The 19,067-nt window shown below is 33.4% G+C and carries 17 protein-coding genes; 10 read left to right on the top strand and 7 right to left on the bottom strand.

The features are described from left to right. Positions 1-103: 103 nt before the first annotated feature. Positions 104-601 (bottom strand): hypothetical protein, encoded by a 498-nt coding sequence (locus BST92_RS07340; RefSeq protein ID WP_146105122.1) that lies wholly within the window; start codon positions 599-601, stop codon positions 104-106. Positions 602-979: 378 nt separating this feature from the next. On the opposite strand from BST92_RS07340, the gene BST92_RS07335 reads away from it, so the two are divergent. The 9 genes from BST92_RS07335 to BST92_RS07295 all read left to right on the top strand — a co-directional run bounded on the left by BST92_RS07335 (position 980) and on the right by BST92_RS07295 (position 12,884). Then, a complete protein-coding gene (locus BST92_RS07335; protein WP_105070858.1) occupies positions 980-2,260 on the top strand; it encodes a sensor histidine kinase in 1,281 nt (426 codons plus the stop codon). Positions 2,261-2,267: 7 nt separating this feature from the next. Beyond that, on the top strand, positions 2,268-3,065 hold the full coding sequence (locus tag BST92_RS07330; protein ID WP_105070857.1) for a response regulator transcription factor: 798 nt from the start codon (positions 2,268-2,270) through the stop codon (positions 3,063-3,065). Between the two features lie 88 nt (positions 3,066-3,153). Then, the gene (locus tag BST92_RS07325; RefSeq protein ID WP_036582701.1) at positions 3,154-3,717 is read left to right on the top strand and encodes an HPr family phosphocarrier protein; all 564 of its coding nucleotides are present in this window, start codon (positions 3,154-3,156) and stop codon (positions 3,715-3,717) included. Positions 3,718-3,929: 212 nt separating this feature from the next. Then, positions 3,930-4,355, top strand: a complete 426-nt coding sequence (locus tag BST92_RS07320; protein ID WP_105070856.1) for an FG-GAP repeat domain-containing protein — start codon at positions 3,930-3,932, stop codon at positions 4,353-4,355. Between the two features lie 48 nt (positions 4,356-4,403). After that, positions 4,404-7,652: a choice-of-anchor tandem repeat GloVer-containing protein gene (locus BST92_RS07315; protein WP_105070855.1), complete on the top strand. Its 3,249-nt coding sequence runs from the start codon at positions 4,404-4,406 to the stop codon at positions 7,650-7,652. Positions 7,653-7,751: 99 nt separating this feature from the next. After that, positions 7,752-11,159: an isoleucine--tRNA ligase gene (gene ileS, locus BST92_RS07310; RefSeq protein ID WP_105070854.1), complete on the top strand. Its 3,408-nt coding sequence runs from the start codon at positions 7,752-7,754 to the stop codon at positions 11,157-11,159. Positions 11,160-11,162: 3 nt separating this feature from the next. Further along, a complete protein-coding gene (locus BST92_RS07305; protein WP_105070853.1) occupies positions 11,163-11,549 on the top strand; it encodes a TraR/DksA family transcriptional regulator in 387 nt (128 codons plus the stop codon). Between the two features lie 34 nt (positions 11,550-11,583). After that, positions 11,584-12,237, top strand: a complete 654-nt coding sequence (locus BST92_RS07300; RefSeq protein WP_105070852.1) for a hypothetical protein — start codon at positions 11,584-11,586, stop codon at positions 12,235-12,237. A 32-nt stretch (positions 12,238-12,269) separates the two neighbouring features. Beyond that, positions 12,270-12,884 carry a lipoprotein signal peptidase gene (locus tag BST92_RS07295; protein ID WP_105070851.1) on the top strand — a complete coding sequence of 205 codons (615 nt, stop codon included), beginning with the start codon at positions 12,270-12,272 and terminating at the stop codon, positions 12,882-12,884. Here BST92_RS07295 and BST92_RS07290 read toward each other — a convergent pair. The 6 genes from BST92_RS07290 to BST92_RS07265 all read right to left on the bottom strand — a co-directional run bounded on the left by BST92_RS07290 (position 12,881) and on the right by BST92_RS07265 (position 17,345). Then, positions 12,881-13,291: a response regulator gene (locus BST92_RS07290; protein WP_105070850.1), complete on the bottom strand. Its 411-nt coding sequence runs from the start codon at positions 13,289-13,291 to the stop codon at positions 12,881-12,883. The two genes, BST92_RS07295 and BST92_RS07290, sit on opposite strands and share 4 nt — an antisense overlap. Further along, on the bottom strand, positions 13,292-14,389 hold the full coding sequence (locus BST92_RS07285; protein ID WP_105070849.1) for a sensor histidine kinase: 1,098 nt from the start codon (positions 14,387-14,389) through the stop codon (positions 13,292-13,294). Between the two features lie 129 nt (positions 14,390-14,518). Then, the gene (locus BST92_RS07280) at positions 14,519-15,091 is read right to left on the bottom strand and encodes a 5-formyltetrahydrofolate cyclo-ligase (RefSeq protein WP_105070848.1); all 573 of its coding nucleotides are present in this window, start codon (positions 15,089-15,091) and stop codon (positions 14,519-14,521) included. After that, complete coding sequence (locus BST92_RS07275; RefSeq protein ID WP_105070847.1) at positions 15,066-16,046, bottom strand: succinylglutamate desuccinylase/aspartoacylase family protein; 981 nt, start codon at positions 16,044-16,046, stop codon at positions 15,066-15,068. Before BST92_RS07275 ends, BST92_RS07280 begins: the two co-directional genes overlap by 26 nt. Next, positions 16,046-16,918 (bottom strand): 30S ribosomal protein S6--L-glutamate ligase, encoded by an 873-nt coding sequence (gene rimK, locus BST92_RS07270; protein ID WP_105070846.1) that lies wholly within the window; start codon positions 16,916-16,918, stop codon positions 16,046-16,048. Before rimK ends, BST92_RS07275 begins: the two co-directional genes overlap by 1 nt. Beyond that, complete coding sequence (locus BST92_RS07265) at positions 16,908-17,345, bottom strand: ATP-dependent zinc protease family protein (protein ID WP_105070845.1); 438 nt, start codon at positions 17,343-17,345, stop codon at positions 16,908-16,910. Before BST92_RS07265 ends, rimK begins: the two co-directional genes overlap by 11 nt. A gap of 193 nt (positions 17,346-17,538) precedes the next feature. Between BST92_RS07265 and BST92_RS07260 the strand changes: the two genes are divergently transcribed. After that, positions 17,539-18,858, top strand: a complete 1,320-nt coding sequence (locus BST92_RS07260) for an alkaline phosphatase D family protein (RefSeq protein WP_170061720.1) — start codon at positions 17,539-17,541, stop codon at positions 18,856-18,858. Positions 18,859-19,067 lie beyond the last annotated feature (209 nt).

Genomic DNA, 19,067 nt, shown 5'->3' with positions numbered 1-19,067 from the left:
CTATACCATTTAAGTTAATGAAAATACTATGCAAACAGATGAGAATTAAATTCCTACAATTTAGATAAGAATAATTTGTTTGTTAAAATTTTAACGTTTAGATTTACTTGCCTGAATGATAGATGTTTGGATCATCAATAGAGACCAACTCTAAACCTAATAGTGTATTATTAAATGTAAATGTCACTATTTTACTAGGTAAAAGATCATCTGCGTCAAATGTTAACCCATCTGATTCATAAATTTTTGAAACGCCTTTTAATGAATATTTTGTATAAACCATAAAATGAGTATAGTCTTTATTATGAACAATCGAGTCAATAGATTTAAAATCATAAATTACACCAATCATTGTATAGGAATCATCCGACTCTTGGAGAATTAAATCTTTAACGGACTCGGTTGGATAAATTCTTAGATTATTATTTCTATTAGGCCTCAATATAAACAAGCTATCCTCAATTATAGAACTGTATCTAGTTTCTATAGACTCCACTGCAGGACTTTTAGGATATTTTAAAGTTAAAAACAACTCGTGATAATTATTTGAATTTAAATAATCGCTTATCTCTGATTTTGTATTCTTATTTGAACAAGACAAGCCACACAATAAAAGACAAATTAAGCAAATGAAAAAAATAACTTCTTTATATTTTTAACATTAGTTATCATAATATTTTCGGTAAACAATGGTTACTCGCAAGATACAGAATATGAAAATTCAAACTCTTCTTGTCAAACACTTTTAGAACATGCTAAAAAATACCATCGAGAAGCATTATTTTCTAAAGCAATTGAAAATTATATAAATGTAAAAGAATGTGTAGGTAATGAAACCTACTCGGCGCTCTATGTTGAGGCTTGCGTAGGTTTAGGTAATATTTACAATGACATTTATGATACCTATGAAGCAGTTAATCAATTTAAAGAAGGTATAAACCATCAAATTATTTTTAAAGCTAACGATCCTATTCCGCAAATGTATGTTAGAGATGGATTAGGAAAAACTTTAATAAACGAAGGGAAATTTGAACAAGCAATTACTCTTATAGACCTATCTGTTAAAATGTCTTCATTAGTTGATGATAAGCAGTTTAAAATAGAATCCCTTAATAACTTAATCTACCTTCTAGCATTAAAAGATAATTTGAAAGATGCAAATGAGCACCTTTTAGCTTTAGAAAATCTTACACAAGATACTGATGTATCTAAAAAAATGGAAACACTAATTGAGGTTTCAAAATTAGGGATTGAACTTTCTAAAGATTTGAATGGCGTTAAAAGTGAAATTGTAAATTTTGAACGAGATAATTCGCATGATTTTAATACAACAGCAAAAGAGCGTATACTTAGATTAAAGCATCAGATCGATTTGAGAGAATCAGATAAAAATAAATGCATAGAATCTTATAATATCTGGGATAATTTTAGAGACAGTATTCAAATTGATTTTTATAAAAATCTTAAAGATTCTTTACAGTTAAGATCGCAAAAAAGGGTAGTAGATGAGGAATTACATCGATTAAGGATTCAGGAACGATTAAACCAAACTGAAGTAAGTTATAAAAACAAAAATATATTATATCTGATAATTTTACTTCTAGCTTTAATAGCTATCATAGTATTCATTTATTACTTCTTTAATAGACTTAAAAAACAAAAAGCTACTATTGAATCCCTACAAAAAGAACTACACCATCGTGTAAAAAACAACTTGTCCATTATCGACACTTTTATAGAAGTAGCAAAGGAAGAGTTTAATGAGATAAGATTCACAACTAAACTTAGTGAATTACAAAATAGAATTGATAGCATCAATGAAGTACACCAGCAATTGTATTTAAAAGAAGATATTACCAATTTAAATCTTAAAAAATACATTGACAAACTCTCTAATAATATTACCGCATCTTTCTCAAACCATGAAATTGAAATTGTAAATAACATTAATAACAGTCTCACAATTAAGGCAGATAAGTCTTTCAGTATTGGGTTAGTAATAAATGAGTTTATAACAAACTCATTCAAATATGCCTTTGAAAATAAGTCCGGTAAGGTGTCAATTAATGTAGTAGAAAATAAAAACAGCTATGCGGTAACATTAAAAGACAATGGAAAAGGACTTCCTAAAGATTTTAATATTGAGGAATCGGAGACTTTTGGTTTAAGAATCATAAAACTACTATCAAAACAACTCAACGGTACTTTTGAACTGATAAACAATAACGGTGTAATTTTAAATATCACTTTTCCTAAATAAATATATTATGAAAAATAATATTTTAATAGTTGAAGACGAGGCAACACTATATGAACGTCTAAGACGTACACTAGTGAAACAAAACTTTATAGTGGATGAGTATACTAAATCCTATGAAGAGGCTATACAACGTATACATAAAAAAACTCCTGATATAGTTTTACTAGACATCAATCTAGAAGGTGATAAAAACGGCATACAATTAGGTGAAACTCTTTATAAAAACTACAACATACCTTTCATTTACTTGACTAGCTTAAGTGACGATATGACCTTCTCTAAAGGTATGCATACTAATCACGAGCATTTTATAGTTAAAACTAAACCTAGACTTAACGTTGAAGAAATTACGCGTGCTATACATACTGCAATTCATAAAAGAACAGTCACTATTGACAATTATAAAAAAGGTGTTATAGGATTAGTGGGCTATCTCGATGAGATAAAAAATATGGGACGTGATATCATCTCAAAAGTAAAGGTAAATTATTCAGATATTGTATTCTTTTCTACAGCTCCATATACCAATGAGAATAATCAAATTGAAAAAGTAGAAAAGAATTACTGTTGGTTTTTGACTATCAATGGAGAATACTATTTTTTGAAAGATAGTTTAAGCTCGCTTTCGCGTAAGCTTCCATATCACTATATACGTATTAATGAAAGCTACATAGTTAACGTAGGGGAAAATATCAACGTATCAAGAATCAACGGATCGCGTCTTAAAATCGAAAAGCATGAATTTACTGTTAGTAGCACTTACAAGAAAGAAACAAATAAAAGATTAGAGCATTTTTACGGATAATATTTTCCCTAAAAATCAATAGGTTTTCATAATTATTTTTTTGAATTGAGGTATCTACAGAAATTTATAACCACAAAATCAATCAATTATGAAAACAATAAATTTACTATTATTATTCCTTAGTGCACCTATCCTAGTTATAGGTCAGCAAATCAATGTTGAAGAACCTTCTTTTGAAGGAGAAATTATTTTTGCTAGTGAGAGTGGAAATTCTATAGAGTTAGAATATCAAACAGCTTCAGTAAAAACAAAAGCTTCTATGGGCGCTATGTTAACTGGAATAGGAAAAGTTAAATCTAGAGTATCAGTAAGAGGTAAAATCTCAACAACTATTTTACCAAAACAAAATACTTATTACTTCATCTATAATCATGGGAACAACTCAAAAAACCCAAAAAATCTAGCCCAACTTGTCAAGTTTGAAAAAAAAGGTAAAAATCGAGTGGCAGAAATATCCTCTGTAAGTGTTACTACCGGTGCACAAAGCTCTGGAGACGTAGAATCAATAGCATTTAAAGGTAAAAAATATCAGGATAGTGATATGTCTTATTTACTTATCGTGAAAAACTTAGAACCGGGACATTACGGATGGTTTGTAGGAGAAGAGGCTAATAATAATGTCCATCTATTTTCTATTGAAGAAGATGATTAATCTCAAACTGCTTAAACCAACTACAAGCTAAAAAGCAAAAATCCTACTTCATTCTCATTTCCTTTCATAACAGACCGCTTCCGCGAAAAGGTAGCCAGCGAAAAGCATGCCGATAGAATCAAGCGCATGCAGTTGAAATGAGAATAAGATTTGAACCTGAAGATGAATATGAAAACGTACAAATGAATCGGGCGACACAAAAATTTTGAAAAATGAAAATAAAACTTCTCTTAACTTTACTTGTTATACCAGTATTAAGCTACTGTCAATTTCAAACTGATATACTAACAAGGTATAATAACATCGTTGACAGTCACGTAGAAGATCTGGATGGAAATGGATATTTAGATATTGTTGCGGTAACTTCTGACGGCACATTGTCACATTGGCTCAACAACTCATCTGGCTTTTCAAATGAAGTCATTGTTGATGAAACCTTTCTTAGTTTAAAAAGTATAGACGTCATAGATTTAGACGGTGACTCGGACCTAGACTTCTTAATAGGTGAAAATAACTCTGTTAGCGCATATTACAATGATGGAAATGGTAATTATACGAGTGACTATATAAACGGCAACGCTCTACATTCAAATGCAATAGCAGGAGATTGTGGTGGGCTAAGATTTTTTATTATTTAGGTAATCTTAGAGAATTAAATATTTAATACAATTAAATACCAGACCTTTATGAGAATCGCCACGATTTGTTTTTTTTTATTAATAGGTAGTTTTGTTTTTTCACAGAAATATATAGGGATCACAGAATACGCAACTCCTTTAGACCCTTCACATACTGGAGCTATCTTAGAGGTAGACAATAACAATCTTACCACCATATTTGATTTTTACGACAATGGTAGTAAGGTAAACGAGACTGTTACCATAGGTTCTAAGATTTATGGCTTTACACAAGAAAATGGTGCTGATGGAGCTGGGACTTTATTTGAATATGATACAATAACTAGCACTTTTATTATAAAGCAGCATCTTGAAGATGCCAGCGGCTCTAATAATACCATAATGAGAAAACTAGAGGTTCATAATGGATTAATTTATGGAATTCAATCATCTCTCTTTGGCGGCTATAAAATCTCTAATTATGATCCTGTTACAAATCAATTCTCAGAAGTTGTTAATTTAAGCGGAACAGGAATAAATGATATTGGTGATTTTGTTATCACCAATGGAAAAATTTATGCAATCAATTTGCAAACACCAACAGGAAATAATGTATTGTTTTCGTTTGATTTAACCTCAAACACTTTGAATATAGAACATAACTTTGCAAATGCTACCGGAAACTGGTGTCATTCTCTATTATTGCATTCAAATGGGAAAATTTATGGAGCCCCAATATCCGGCGGTACAAATAGTAAAGGAGTCATTTTTGAATTTGATCCATCAAGTCATTCTTATAGTATTCTTTATCATCTAACGAGCCAAAATCAAGCAGACAATCTCACTGAAGGTCCAGCAAACAAATTGTATGGCTACATCAATCCTAGCTTCAATAATACAAGAATTTATTCTTTTGATTTAAGCACAAATAGTTTTAACAATCTGTTCTTTCTTCCTTCCAACAGACAACTAAGTGGTAATGCTGCATACTTTAGAGACTACAATCCTCTACAATACGTAAACGGAAAACTGATTACAATTTCTCGTTCTACTAGTAACTCTAATGTTTTGATAGATTATGAAATCAATTCTCAGCAATTTAGATCTAGATTTAGTGATGTTGAAAATTTTTCAATAATAAATAGTAATGAATTGACCTTTGGTAATTACAATAAATTATACAAATACGATAGTACATCTGGGTCTTTGCAGTCCTTAAACAATGTGAAACTCTCAACATCAGGCAAAATACCGGTTGATATCATTAAACAGAATGACATAATATTTGGATTATGCACTTCGGGAGGAATTTTGCAAAGTAACTATGGGAGATCACTTTATAAATATGATATAGTTAATAACAATTTTGAGGTTTTAATTGATTTTTATGATCAACCATTAAGCTTACCAGAAGCTTTAATTAGCGGTAACCACGATGAATTATTTATAAAATTAGGTAGAGATGAATTGGGTTTTGGAAATGGAGTCATACTAAAATATGACCTAATTAATAACAATTATAGTGAATTGGTAATTCCTTCTAATAATAACCTTGTAGATAATATTCTTAATTCTGAAATGTATTATTTGTATAATAAATTGTATTTCACAGGATGGACCGGTGGTGTCAAGAACCTATACAAATATGAAAATAACAACATAGTCCTAGCTTTACAGAATGTAGGAGGTTACATTATTGATGACGAGAATGTAATCTATGGTATTACTGAAAATGGTGGTAATAATAATCAAGGTTACTTATATTCATTTAATATACAAACTGAAATGTTTCAAGTTTTACAACATTCTTCAACTACTATTGAAGTTGATAATGGAGATTTCAGTATTAAAGATTCCAATAATATTCTTGTTTTAGAAAACACAAATGGAAATAGCCCAGAAGGACGAGTCTTAAATATCGATAAACAACAAAATACAATTTCTGAAATTTATAGATTTGACAATGCAGTTAAATCTACAGGATTTGATCCTACAAAAATATTGAGCATCAATGATGAGCATTTTATAATTTCAGAACAAACGGCTTCTTTAAGTTCTTCCTCAAGAAGCTTACTTTTAAAGTTTGACACTTTCTTTTTAAATAGTCAAATCATTCTTGATGTTCAACAAAATGGAACTCCACCATTATCATCTACTCTGTTATACGAAATGTACGATGGTACATTAGCTTTTTCCTCTTTTGATACTCATTTTGACTTCCAGCAACAAGATAATACTGCTCAAACTGTATTTAATTTTGGGAATGTCTATAGTTTTTTTAGTGAATTAATAGATGTATCTCCAGATAATGTAATTCCTAGCACTCCAATGAATCTGCAGATAAGCAACGCGACTTCATACACATTAGATCTCGACTGGGATCAATCTGTAGACAATACAGATATAGATTATTATCTGATAACTGATAATTTTGGAAATTCATACACATCATCTGATAATTTTATAGTCTTACCAGGCCTTAACCCTTCTACAACCTACTGTTTTACTATTAATGCTATAGATATTAACGGTAACTCCTCTAATGCTTCAAATCAATCATGTGAGACCACGCTCGCATCTTCTGGCTTATCTAACGAGCTATTTTTTACAGAATATATTGAAGGGTCCAGCAATAACAAAGCTTTAGAAATTGGTAATTACACAGGTAATACCATAGATTTAAGTAATTATTCAATAAAATTAGCATCTAACGGTAATAATTTTGGCAATGAGATGCTATTCCCTAACGGAGACAGCATATCTAACAATGATTCTTATGTAATAATTCACAATTCCATGACAACTTCCTGTAGAGGAAATGCGGATTTAATTATGAGCAATATGACCGCATTCAACGGTAATGATGCCATCGGTTTGTTTAAAAATGGAGTATTGATTGATATTATAGGAACAGAAGGAGATAACACTACATATGCCCAAAACACCACACTTATAAGAAAAAGTACAATTGTAAATCCAAGTATAACATTCAATTCAAACGAATGGAATATTGCACCCCAAGACGACTGTAGTAATTTGGGCATCCATACCATTACCTTGAGTACTGATTCTTTTTTGAATGATTATAAAGTTTTTATCTACCCTAATCCAACTAACGGAATCCTTAAAATTGATAGTAAAAATCAATTCTTAAGCTTCAAACTATACAACTTATCTGGACAATTAATAAAATCAGATGACATCTCTAAAAACCAACTACAATCAATAGACATTAATTCTATTCCTAAAGGTGTATACCTAATTCAATTATTTGGAGAGAACGGAGAAATAAACACTTTAAAAATCATCAAAGAGTAACTAAATAACAACCTACCACTTAAACCAAAAGCGCTGAACAATTTCAGCGCTTTTTTCATGCCTTTTCCGTACTTTTGCCAGCTTTAAAACACCTGTGTGATGAGTAAAAAATTCAATGAATACAAAGGATTGAACCTTCCTGAAGTAGATCAACGCATCAAAAACTTCTGGAAAGAAAACGACATTTTCAATAAGTCCATGACGACTCGTGAAGGAAATGAACCTTTTATTTTCTTTGAAGGACCACCATCTGCAAATGGATTACCTGGTATTCACCACGTTATGGGACGCACGATTAAGGATTTGTTTTGTCGTTTTAAAACCCAGCAAGGTTACCAAGTAAATCGTAAAGCTGGATGGGATACACACGGACTTCCAGTTGAGTTAGGTGTAGAAAAAGCGCTAGGAATCACTAAGGAAGATATCGGAACTAAAATCTCTGTTGAAGATTACAATCAAGCCTGTAAAGATGCGGTATTAAAATACACAGATATATGGAGCAAGCTTACAGATGATATGGGTTATTGGGTAGATATGGAAGATCCATACATTACCTACAAGCCTAAATATATGGAATCTGTATGGTGGCTATTGAAACAAATCTATTCCAAAGATTTACTTTATAAAGGTTACACAATACAACCCTATTCTCCTGCTGCAGGAACCGGATTAAGCTCGCACGAGTTAAACCAGCCAGGCACTTATCAAGATGTTACAGACACGACAGTTACTGCACAGTTTAAAGTAGAAGACCCATCAAAATTACCATTTGAGAACAATGGCAATGTGTTTTTCCTTGCATGGACTACTACCCCATGGACACTGCCTTCTAACACTGCTCTTACTGTCGGACCTAAAATAGATTACGTTCTTGTAGAGACTTTCAATCAGTACACTGGTGAGCCTATGCAAGTGATTCTTGCAGAGAAATTAGTAGACTATCAATTCGGTAAAAAATATGAAGCTTTTGAAGGTGACGCTTTCACGAAAGCGAAACAAGAATATCAACTAGGCGATAAAAAAATACCGTATCTCATATTAGAATCTTGTAAAGGAGCTGAATTAGTTAATTTAAGATACGAGCAATTACTACCATATGCAACACCATATGAAAACGCTCAGGATGCATTTAGAGTAATTTCTGGAGATTTTGTAACCACTGAAGACGGAACAGGAATCGTACACACGGCACCTACCTTTGGGGCAGATGATGCGCTAGTTTCTAAACAAGCAAATCCACCTATTCCACCGATGCTGGTATTAGATGAAAATCAAAACCCAGTACCACTAGTAACGCTTCAAGGAAAATTTAGAGATGAGTTGCCTCACGTAGGTGGTAAATATGTAAAGAATGAATACTTTGCAGATGGTGAAACACCAGAACGCTCTGTAGATGTAGATATTGCCATTGCGTTAAAGGAGCAAAATAGAGCATTTAAGGTAGAGAAATATGTGCACAGTTATCCGCATTGCTGGAGAACTGATAAGCCTGTATTATACTATCCACTAGACAGTTGGTTCATAAAAGTGACCGAGTTTAAGGACCGCATGCACGAACTTAATAAATCCATTAACTGGAAACCTAAATCTACAGGAGAAGGACGATTTGGTAACTGGCTGGCAAATGCAAATGACTGGAACTTATCGCGCTCTCGTTTCTGGGGAATACCGCTTCCTATATGGAGAAACGAAACCGGAACTGAAGAATTGATCATAGGTTCTATAGAAGAACTTACTGCCGAGATTGAAAAATCGATCACTGAAGGATTCATGACTTCAAATCCATTTGCAGGTTTTAAGGCTGGCGATATGAGCGAAGAAAACTATGACCTTATAGACCTTCATAAAAATGTAGTGGATCAAATTTTCTTAGTAGGAAAATCTGGAGAAAAACTAACTCGCGAGGCAGATCTTATAGATGTATGGTTTGACTCTGGATCCATGCCTTATTCACAATGGCATTATCCTTTTGAGAATAAAGAACAAGTAGAAAATCAACTTAGAAAAGCAGACTTCATTGCCGAAGGTGTTGATCAAACACGTGGATGGTTCTATACACTACACGCTATCGCAACCATGATAAGCGATGATGTAGCCTATAAAAATGTAGTTTCTAACGGATTAGTACTAGATAAAAACGGACAAAAAATGTCTAAACGTCTAGGTAATGCCGTTGACCCATTTGACACCTTAGGTAAATATGGAGCTGACGCTACACGATGGTACATGGTAAGCAACGCAAATCCATGGGATAACCTCAAATTTGATACTGACGGAATAACTGAGGTACAACGCAAGTTTTTTGGCACGTTGTATAACACATATTCCTTCTTTAGTCTATATGCAAACGTGGACGGATTTACCTATAGTGAGGCAGACATTGATTTAAAAGACCGACCAGAGATAGATCGCTGGATATTATCAGAATTAAACACCTTGATAAAAGACACTACAGCGTTTTATGAAGATTATGAACCTACTAAAGCTGCTCGTGCCATCACCACTTTTGTAACAGAGAACTTAAGCAACTGGTACGTACGTTTATGTAGAAGACGATTCTGGAAAGGCACCTATGAGCAAGATAAGATTGCTGCTTATCAAACTCTTTACACTTGTTTAAAGACTGTTGCGCAACTAGGAGCTCCTATAGCACCTTTCTTTATGGATCAATTATATCGTGACTTAACCAGTGTATGTGAAAATGATGCGAGTGAAAGTGTACACTTATCTATTTTCCCTAGAGCAAATGATTCTTTAATAGATGCTGTTCTAGAAGAAAAAATGCACAAAGCTCAAATCATATCTAGTCTCACTTTATCATTGCGTAAAAAAGAGAGCATTAAGGTACGTCAACCTTTACAACGTATTATGATACCCGTTCTAGATGCTAAAGATCGAGCACAAATAGAAGCAATTGCTGACCTAGTAAAAAGCGAGGTAAATGTAAAGGAGATCGAGCTTATAGATGACGCCAGCGGTATTTTAGTAAAAGAAATAAAACCTAATTTTAAAGCGCTGGGACCTAGATTTGGTAAAGCGATGGGGCAAATTGCTGGAAAAATTAAAAGTTTTCAACAAGAAGACATCGTTTTGTTAGAAAAAACTGGGCAAAAAGAGGTTGAAGTAAATGGAAATGCAATTATCTTGACCCTTGAAGACGTGGAGATTACATCTTCAGATATAGAAGGATGGTTAGTGGCTAATCAATCTGGGATAACCGTTGCGCTCGATGTAACGATATCACCTGAACTTAAAAAGGAAGGGATTTCACGAGAATTAGTGAATCGTATTCAAAACATAAGAAAAGATTCAGGACTCGAGGTAACAGATCGTATCAATATTGTGGTACAATCACATCACGAGATTGATGATGCAGTTAAGTCTAATGAGCAATACATCATGGATGAAACACTAGCAGATGATTTAACATTAATACAAACTGTAGATAATGGTACGATTGTTGAATTTGACGACATTGTGACCTCAATACAGATTAAAAAAATATAGAACATGAGTAATACAGCAGAAAAAGAAAGATATGGTGATGCAGACCTAGCTTATTTTAGAACCATAGTGCAGCAAAAAATGGATGAAGCCATTAAACAACATGAGCTTATCAAAAGTGCTTACATGAATGACGCTAGTAATGGTACAGAAGACACGGCACCACAATTTAAAGCTTTTGATGAAGGCAGTCAAGTAATGAATAAAGAGACCAGTTCTCAACTTGCTATCAGACAAGAAAAATTCATAAGAGATTTAAAGAATGCATTGATCCGTATTGAGAACAAAACTTACGGTATTTGCCGTGTTACAGGAAAAAAAATTAAAAAAGAACGTCTAGAATTAGTACCACACGCAACACTAAGTATAGAAGCAAAAAATATGCAGTCGTAAACGACGCAAACTTTATTATTAACTCCTTTTAACAATGGCTCTATTGTATAAATACCCTATAGTTAAAAGGAGTTTTTATTTGAGTATTGTATTTTTATTCGCTTTCGCGAAAGCGAACTCACAACGCAACTCTAGCCAGGTTATTTATGGCAATACCCAAATCACCACCATAGATATCTCTTTAGAATCTACATTAGAACTGGAAATTATCACAACTAAAAACGATGAAATTAAAATTATTGAAAGTCAAGGTGGTGAGTACAAAAGTGCGGTTTTATTAAACACTGCAATCTCAAACGACACTTTAAAAATATCAGACCCATTTAATCCTAGTTTTGCATTTCCACAAGATAAATTAAGTGCTCACAAAATTATAGACGGCAAGGCAACAATTTATATCCCAGAAAATCTAAATCTTGATATTAATTCGCGTAATTGCTTCCTAACCATTAACGGTTTTTTTAATATATCTTTTATTAATCTAGAGTCTGGCAGTTGTTTACTGAAAAATATGAAAGGCGACTATCATGTCGTTTCTGTAAACGCGGCAGTCACAGTTATAAATCCATCTTCATTTATAGTATTATCTTCAAAATATGGAGTGATTGAGGAATTAACAAACGAGTCTGTCATTTATTATGACCAGAAAATAGAAACCATAAATAGCAACATTACTATTAAGGATTAAATAGTATTTTTGCCCATATCCAAACGCAACTGATGAAGTTATCCAAGGCGATTCTTATTATAATTTTAGTGTTATTAATAGATCAAATTAGTAAGATTTATATTAAACTTAATTATACTCTTACTACAGATTCTAATAACCCAATTTACGATCTTAATAAGTTTAAACTCATGTTTTATGAGAATGCAGGTGCCGCATGGGGTGCTGAAATTCCAGGAGAATATGGGAAGTTGATTCTAGTTATTTTTAGAGTTTTTGCCGTTTTTGGTATTGGGTATTGGTTATGGAATAGTATTAAAAATAACGGCCACAAAATTCTTATTATATCCATTGCACTTATTTTCTCTGGTGCACTAGGTAACATTATTGATTCTATTTTTTATGGAGTCATATTTTCAGGCAGTGACCATGGTGCTGTCGCTACACTATTTCCAGATCATGGATATGCCCCACTAGGATACGGTAAAGTGGTAGACATGTTGTACTTCCCATTGTTTGACGGGACGTGGCCTGCATGGATGCCGTGGATAGGTGGAGAAACCTTTTCCTTCTTTAATGCGATCTTTAATGTTGCAGACTCTGCTATTACAATAGGTGTAATATTATTGATACTCTTTAGTAAGAAGGCTTTCCCAGAAAAATCTTAGATTTTAAAGGCGCTTATCATAGCTTCTTTTGAAATAGGCTTAGTGATAAAATCATTTACTATGGCATGATTGCGTGCCTTGTTCATTTCTACTGGATTGATGGTTGAACTTACTACATTAAGTTTAAGACTACTTGCTTTTAACTTATTTGCATAAGGTTCTAGCGCCTCTAGAAATTCCCATCCGTCCATGATGGGCATATTAAGATCTAATAGAACTACTTGAGGTAAATCATTTACGTCATCTGCAACTAGAGCTTCTTGAAAATAATCAAAGGCTTGTTTACCATTTTCAAAAATCAGTAATTCTTGAGCAAGCTTATTTTTGTTTATAAGCATCTTGATGAGACTCACATATAATTTATCATCATCAATTATACAGGCTCTTTGTATGGGTTTTATTGACATTTATTCAAATCTTATTGAAAAAGTACTTCCTTTACCTAATTCACTTTTTACGGATATATCACCACCTAAAGCTTCCACTTTACTCTTTACTAAAAACAATCCCACACCACGTGCATCATCATTAGTATGAAAGGTACGATACATATGAAATAATTTACTTGCATGACGTTTTAAATCTATACCTATTCCATTATCTCTAATGATTAGCAATTTACGCTTATTCTTAGATTTAGTCTTCACAACAATTTTAAGAGGACGTTCCACGTCTCTATATTTTATAGCATTACTTATTAAGTTTCTAAAGACACATTCTAGAAAAGATGGAACGTATTCTATAGAAAGTAGCTCTGCAAAATCGTAGGTAACTGTTGCATTTACAGCTTTAATATCGTTCTCAAATTCAGACAGTACATTATTAAATATAGCCTCTATGTCTATATTTTCTTTAATCTTTAATTCTGTATTTATAGTAACCACCTCATTAAGATGATGTAATGTCTGATTAAGGCTAAATGATATATCATTCAAGTAACTATTAAATACTTCTACCTCGCTAGGTTCTTTAACATCATCAAAAGTTTGAAGGGTGAGTTGCAGGTTACTCGCGTGTGATCTTAAATTGTGAGATAAAATGTGAGCAAAATGTACGAGACGTTCATTTTGAGCTTTAATTACTAAAGCTGCATTTTCTACTTGTTGAGTATTTTTTATGTAACGATCTACACTTGTAAAAACACCTCGCAATCCTACAACCTCATCATCCTGCAAAAATGGATGGCAATTAAATCGTACCCATAGACGTTCTCCATCAAATTTGCACATTTCCATATCTAGTATAGTAGATTTTCCTTTAAGAGAATCACCGATAAGTTTTTTGAGTACTTTCTTATTTGCAAAAAAACGAGACACGTTTTCTACAGTTATATTATAATCGTGTGGAATTTCTAATAAGTCTCTACTTCCAAAATTAAGAATAATTGCACCAGTAATTAGATTACATCCATAACCACCAGTTTGGGTCATAGTGGCTATTTCATTTAAGAAATATGACTCGTCTTCTAACGCATTTTGAAGACTAATTTCATTATTTTTTCGCATCGTTTTTTAGGGGAAAACGTTTATTTCTAACTGGTCATTTAACCAGTCTTTCTAGTAACAACCGAAAAATAAGGTAAAAGTCGCAAACCACCTAGCTCATTTGCGCACTATCAGTAGTCTTTTAGTAAATTATTGCCTAAAATCGTAAATTTTATCAGGACAGACCAGCATATCTAATGGGATATCATTAGGATTAGTTTTAATTTGATAATCTAAAGGCTTAACAAAAGATAAACCTACCTTTAATACCGTTGGTCGACACTTTTTCAAAAATCTATCATAAAATCCTTTTCCGTATCCTACTCTATTGCCTATAGAATCACTAACTAGCAATGGTACAAAAACAACATCTAGTTGATTCTCATCTATAGAAATGCCCATACCATCTGGCTCAGGAATTCCATAATTATTAGTAATAATACGAGTATCGTCAGTCAATAGATAATGACTCATGCTGTAATCTATAAAATCACTTTTTGATATAACAACATTCTTATCTTTTCCTTGAAGAATGTGAAGTAAGAAATCTGTTTGTACCTCTTTCTGTTTTTCAATACTTAAAAAGAGATGATACATTTTAAAATCCCAAATATCTAGAGTTAACAACTTATTGGCGATTTGTAAACTATAGTCTTCAACTTCTTGAGGACTTAAATTTAATCGTAATTGTTTATACTTATTCCTGAGTGCTTTCTTCTCCATGATGGGCAGTTATATGGAAAATTGCATCACCTTGATAAACCATCGGGCTTTGATTAACGTTAATGATATATCCTGTCTGATTAGACTTAACCTTGTGTCTAAAAGAACCATAAGGATCAGTAATTGTCGCAATGTATTCTCCTTTTTCAACTAATTTGCCATAAGGCACCTTGGGATGAAATAATCCAGAGTAAGACGCCCGTAACCATTTTGTGCTTTTTACCACAATACTCTCTGGCGCATCTGGCGGTGATTCAATTGACTCATCTAGCATGTCCAGATGGCGCAAGACTCTTTTTACTCCTTGTACACCTACTTTAACAATGTGTTTATCACTTTCAAATGATTTACCACCTTCATAAAGTAAATAAGCCTTTCCTAGTTCCATACAAGTATGTCTAAGAGTACCTTTTAATTTACCACTATGAATAAGAAATGGAGCCTTGAAAATTTGAGCTAGCTGCAATGATTTTTCATAGTTAGAATCTACACGCATTTGTGGAGCATTAAAACGTTGTGCTCCACCCGTATGAAAATCCATTACAATATCTACATGTGGTAATATTTCATTCACAAATTGATGCGCAAATCTACCTGCAAGAGATCCTGACTTATATCCTGGAAAACTCCTATTTAAATCACGTCCATCTGGAAATTCTCTTTTCATATTGAGAAACCCAAAAATATTAAGCACGGGCATACATATTATAGTGCCGGATTGTGGTCTATTATAACCCTTGGCAATAATCTGACGCACTACCTCAATACCATTGATCTCATCACCGTGCAGCCCACCAGTTAACAAAACTACAGGTCCTGCTTTACGTGCTCTATTAATAATAACAGGTACTTCAATGGTTGTTGAAGTATACAGTTTTGCCTTATTGAAATTTAGCTTATAATTATGTCCAGGCTTTATTTCTGTGTCTAGTATATTTATAATTCTTAAAGACATTATACACTTTGCTCTATAAACTTAATAATTTCACGAGCAATATTATGATTAGTAGCTCCTTCAATACCTTCTAATCCTGGAGAAGAATTTACTTCTAGTACTAAAGGTCCTCTAGCACTTTGTAATAAGTCTACACCACAAACTCCTAGACCTAGTGACTTTGCAGCACCTATTGCTGTTAACTCTTCATCTCTTGATAGCTTAATCTGTTTTGCCGTGCCACCTCGATGCAAGTTTGATCTAAACTCGCCTTCCATTGCCTGACGCTTCATGGCACCCACAACGCGGTTACCTACAACAAAGGCTCTTAAATCAGCACCGCCAGCTTCTTTAATAAATTCTTGAACGATAACTCTAGATTGCATGGTATTGTAAGCTTCTAGAATAGTCTGTGCACTATCAAAATCTTCTGCTAGATTAACACCTATACCTTGAGTTCCTTCTAATACTTTAATGACAACAGGTGGCCCATCAACCATCTTTAATATGGCATCTGTATGTTTACCGAAGTTTGTAAAAACAGTCTTAGGCATACCTACACCAGCACTTGATAAGCGTTGTAAACTTTGTAATTTATCCCTACTACGTACTAAAGCCTGTGAACTAACAGTAGTAAAACAATTCATAGCCTCAAATTGTCGTACAATGGCAGTACCATAAAAAGTTATAGAAGCACCTATACGTGGTATGATAGCATCTGGTTTATCTAGCTTTTCACCTTTATAATAAACGCTAGGTTTCTGTCTTTCTAATTTTATATCACACTTTAAAGGGTCAATAACCTTTACTATATGGCCAGCGGCTTCTGCCTCTTCTACCATTCTTTGTGTGCTGTATAGCGTTTTACCGCGTGAGAGTATATTAATTTTCATGTAGGCCTTGAAGATAAGAAACATCCTGTAATTCAGGATCAACTATGAATTTAGAAGATAAAAACTTACGACCTATTAGCACAGGATACCTCATTTGTTCTCTATTACTAAGAGTTAATGAAATTTTCCACAACTTACTAAACAATCTAATATTAGCCTGCACTTCATACCTTAATTCAGAGGTTCCATTACTACTGCGCACACTAGTAATTTCATACTCTTCAAACTTCATTTGTTTACCGTGATATTGCTCGTGCGCCTCATCTAATAATGTAGCGAGCAGTATTCCATTTTCTTCAACAATATCAGTACAATGGATACTTGAAGTGTAAGCTCCTGTATCAATTTTAATATCGAGATTCTCGATTTCAAGTTTAGGGAAGTCTGCACGATCAGTGCGACCTATTATAAGTTTCTTTTTAGACACTATTTTATCATAAATTAAGCAGGCAAAGATGCACGTAATTTATGAGAATGCATCTTTAAGTAATTGTTAAATGAATTGTTTTAATTACGCTTTCGCGGAAGCGTACACTTTTACCACATCGGGTTCATAATTAACCATAAGTTTATATAGACTATGTAAATTTTTTAGACCTTTAAAAAATTAAAAAACTACCATGAAAAAGATCCTTCTACTCTTACTCTTTATATCAAGTCTCTCAATTGCACAAGAATCTGTACTACAGTCTGGACCTATGGTGGGCTACTCTGATTTTAGAGAGGCGCTTATATGGGTACAAACTAAAGAGCCTGCACAAGTAAAAATAGGATACTTTACCGGTGATGAAGATATGCGATTTACAGAAACGATATCTACTAATGCTGACGGAGATTTTATCGCAAAATTATATCCACGAGAAGTAATTTATGGTGCTATATATACTTACAAGCTTTACATTAATGATGTGTATGTGCCTAGAGATTACAAGTTAGAGTTCCAGACACAGACCTTATGGCAATATCGTACAAATCCGCCAGATTTTAAAATCGCCATAGGTTCTTGCACCTTTATTAACGACCAGAAAGATGATAGACCATCGCCATATGGTGGTCATTATGAGATTTTCAATAGTATATTATCTAAAGATCCTGACCTAATGCTATGGTCTGGAGATAACATCTATTTAAGAACACCTGATTTTTTAACCGAGACAGGCATTAGATACCGACATAAAAACACACGTTCCCTACCAGAGTTACAGGCCTTACTAGGTAGTGTACACCACTATGCCACATGGGATGATCATGATTATGGACCTAATGACTCTGACCGCAGTTATGTACATAAAAAAATCACAGAAAAAGCTTTTAACGATTACTGGGGTAATTTAAACACTAATGCTGCTGGTAATGGTGGTGTCACACAACATTTTCCTTTTAATGATGTTGAATTTTTCTTTCTAGATGATCGCTACCACCGAGCACCTAATAAAGGTGTAAATAATGATAAGGACTATTTTGGTAAAGAACAACTAGACTGGTTGATCGATGCCTTAATTGCTAGCAACGCATCTTTTAAAGTAGTCGTTGCTGGCGGTCAGATCATAAGCGATGCAGCAGTTTATGAAAATTATGCCACCTATCCAGGTGAAAGGGAACGACTTTTAAATCGATTACATGAAGAGCGCATCGAGCGCGTTCTATTTATAAGTGGTGATAGACATCATACTGAAATATCTAAATTAGAACGCGAGGATGCATACCCTTTGATAGATATCACTTGCTCACCATTAACAGCAGGGACTCACCAAGCTAGAGAAGAAGGTAATACTTTGCAAATAAAAGACTTAACCTTCTATGAACATAACTTTGGCATTATAGACGTTACTGGACCGTACGGAAACAGATCTTTAAAGTTGACTATATATGATGCTCAAGGAGAGTTCGTTTTTGATTATTCTATCAAGCAAAAAGATTTGCAGTATCCTAGAAATTAAACACATAAAAGCCGTTTCTTCTTTAAGGAAACGGCTTTTCTTTTTAAATTTTTAGACTTGTAAAGCGCAATCGTATTGCACATTAAGAAACAATTACTTCTTAGGAGCTTGTTTCTTTGCCTTAGGCGCTGCCGCAGGCTTAGAAGAAGGTTTACCGAAATTTTTCGGGCCTTTTGCTGGTTTATTTGCCATGGTATATGACTTTAAAA

Origin of the sequence: Nonlabens arenilitoris (assembly GCF_002954765.1) — a bacterium.
Lineage (GTDB): Bacteria > Bacteroidota > Bacteroidia > Flavobacteriales > Flavobacteriaceae > Nonlabens > Nonlabens arenilitoris.
The sequence above is the reverse complement of the archived record's forward strand: the minus strand, read 5'-3'. Positions and strand labels throughout refer to the sequence as shown.

What these genes read in the sequence shown, in the direction of transcription:
- BST92_RS07335 (WP_105070858.1), top strand. Translation starts at nt 980, where the DNA reads ATGTATGTTAGAGATGGATTAGGAAAAACTTTAATAAACGAAGGGAAA.
- BST92_RS07330 (WP_105070857.1), top strand. Translation starts at nt 2,268, where the DNA reads ATGAAAAATAATATTTTAATAGTTGAAGACGAGGCAACACTATATGAA.
- BST92_RS07325 (WP_036582701.1), top strand. Translation starts at nt 3,154, where the DNA reads ATGAAAACAATAAATTTACTATTATTATTCCTTAGTGCACCTATCCTA.
- BST92_RS07320 (WP_105070856.1), top strand. Translation starts at nt 3,930, where the DNA reads ATGAAAATAAAACTTCTCTTAACTTTACTTGTTATACCAGTATTAAGC.
- BST92_RS07315 (WP_105070855.1), top strand. Translation starts at nt 4,404, where the DNA reads ATGAGAATCGCCACGATTTGTTTTTTTTTATTAATAGGTAGTTTTGTT.
- ileS (WP_105070854.1), top strand. Translation starts at nt 7,752, where the DNA reads ATGAGTAAAAAATTCAATGAATACAAAGGATTGAACCTTCCTGAAGTA.
- BST92_RS07305 (WP_105070853.1), top strand. Translation starts at nt 11,163, where the DNA reads ATGAGTAATACAGCAGAAAAAGAAAGATATGGTGATGCAGACCTAGCT.
- BST92_RS07300 (WP_105070852.1), top strand. Translation starts at nt 11,584, where the DNA reads ATGGCTCTATTGTATAAATACCCTATAGTTAAAAGGAGTTTTTATTTG.
- BST92_RS07295 (WP_105070851.1), top strand. Translation starts at nt 12,270, where the DNA reads ATGAAGTTATCCAAGGCGATTCTTATTATAATTTTAGTGTTATTAATA.
- BST92_RS07290 (WP_105070850.1), bottom strand. Translation starts at nt 13,291, where the DNA reads ATGTCAATAAAACCCATACAAAGAGCCTGTATAATTGATGATGATAAA.
- BST92_RS07285 (WP_105070849.1), bottom strand. Translation starts at nt 14,389, where the DNA reads ATGCGAAAAAATAATGAAATTAGTCTTCAAAATGCGTTAGAAGACGAG.
- BST92_RS07280 (WP_105070848.1), bottom strand. Translation starts at nt 15,091, where the DNA reads ATGGAGAAGAAAGCACTCAGGAATAAGTATAAACAATTACGATTAAAT.
- BST92_RS07275 (WP_105070847.1), bottom strand. Translation starts at nt 16,046, where the DNA reads ATGTCTTTAAGAATTATAAATATACTAGACACAGAAATAAAGCCTGGA.
- rimK (WP_105070846.1), bottom strand. Translation starts at nt 16,918, where the DNA reads ATGAAAATTAATATACTCTCACGCGGTAAAACGCTATACAGCACACAA.
- BST92_RS07260 (WP_170061720.1), top strand. Translation starts at nt 17,539, where the DNA reads ATGAAAAAGATCCTTCTACTCTTACTCTTTATATCAAGTCTCTCAATT.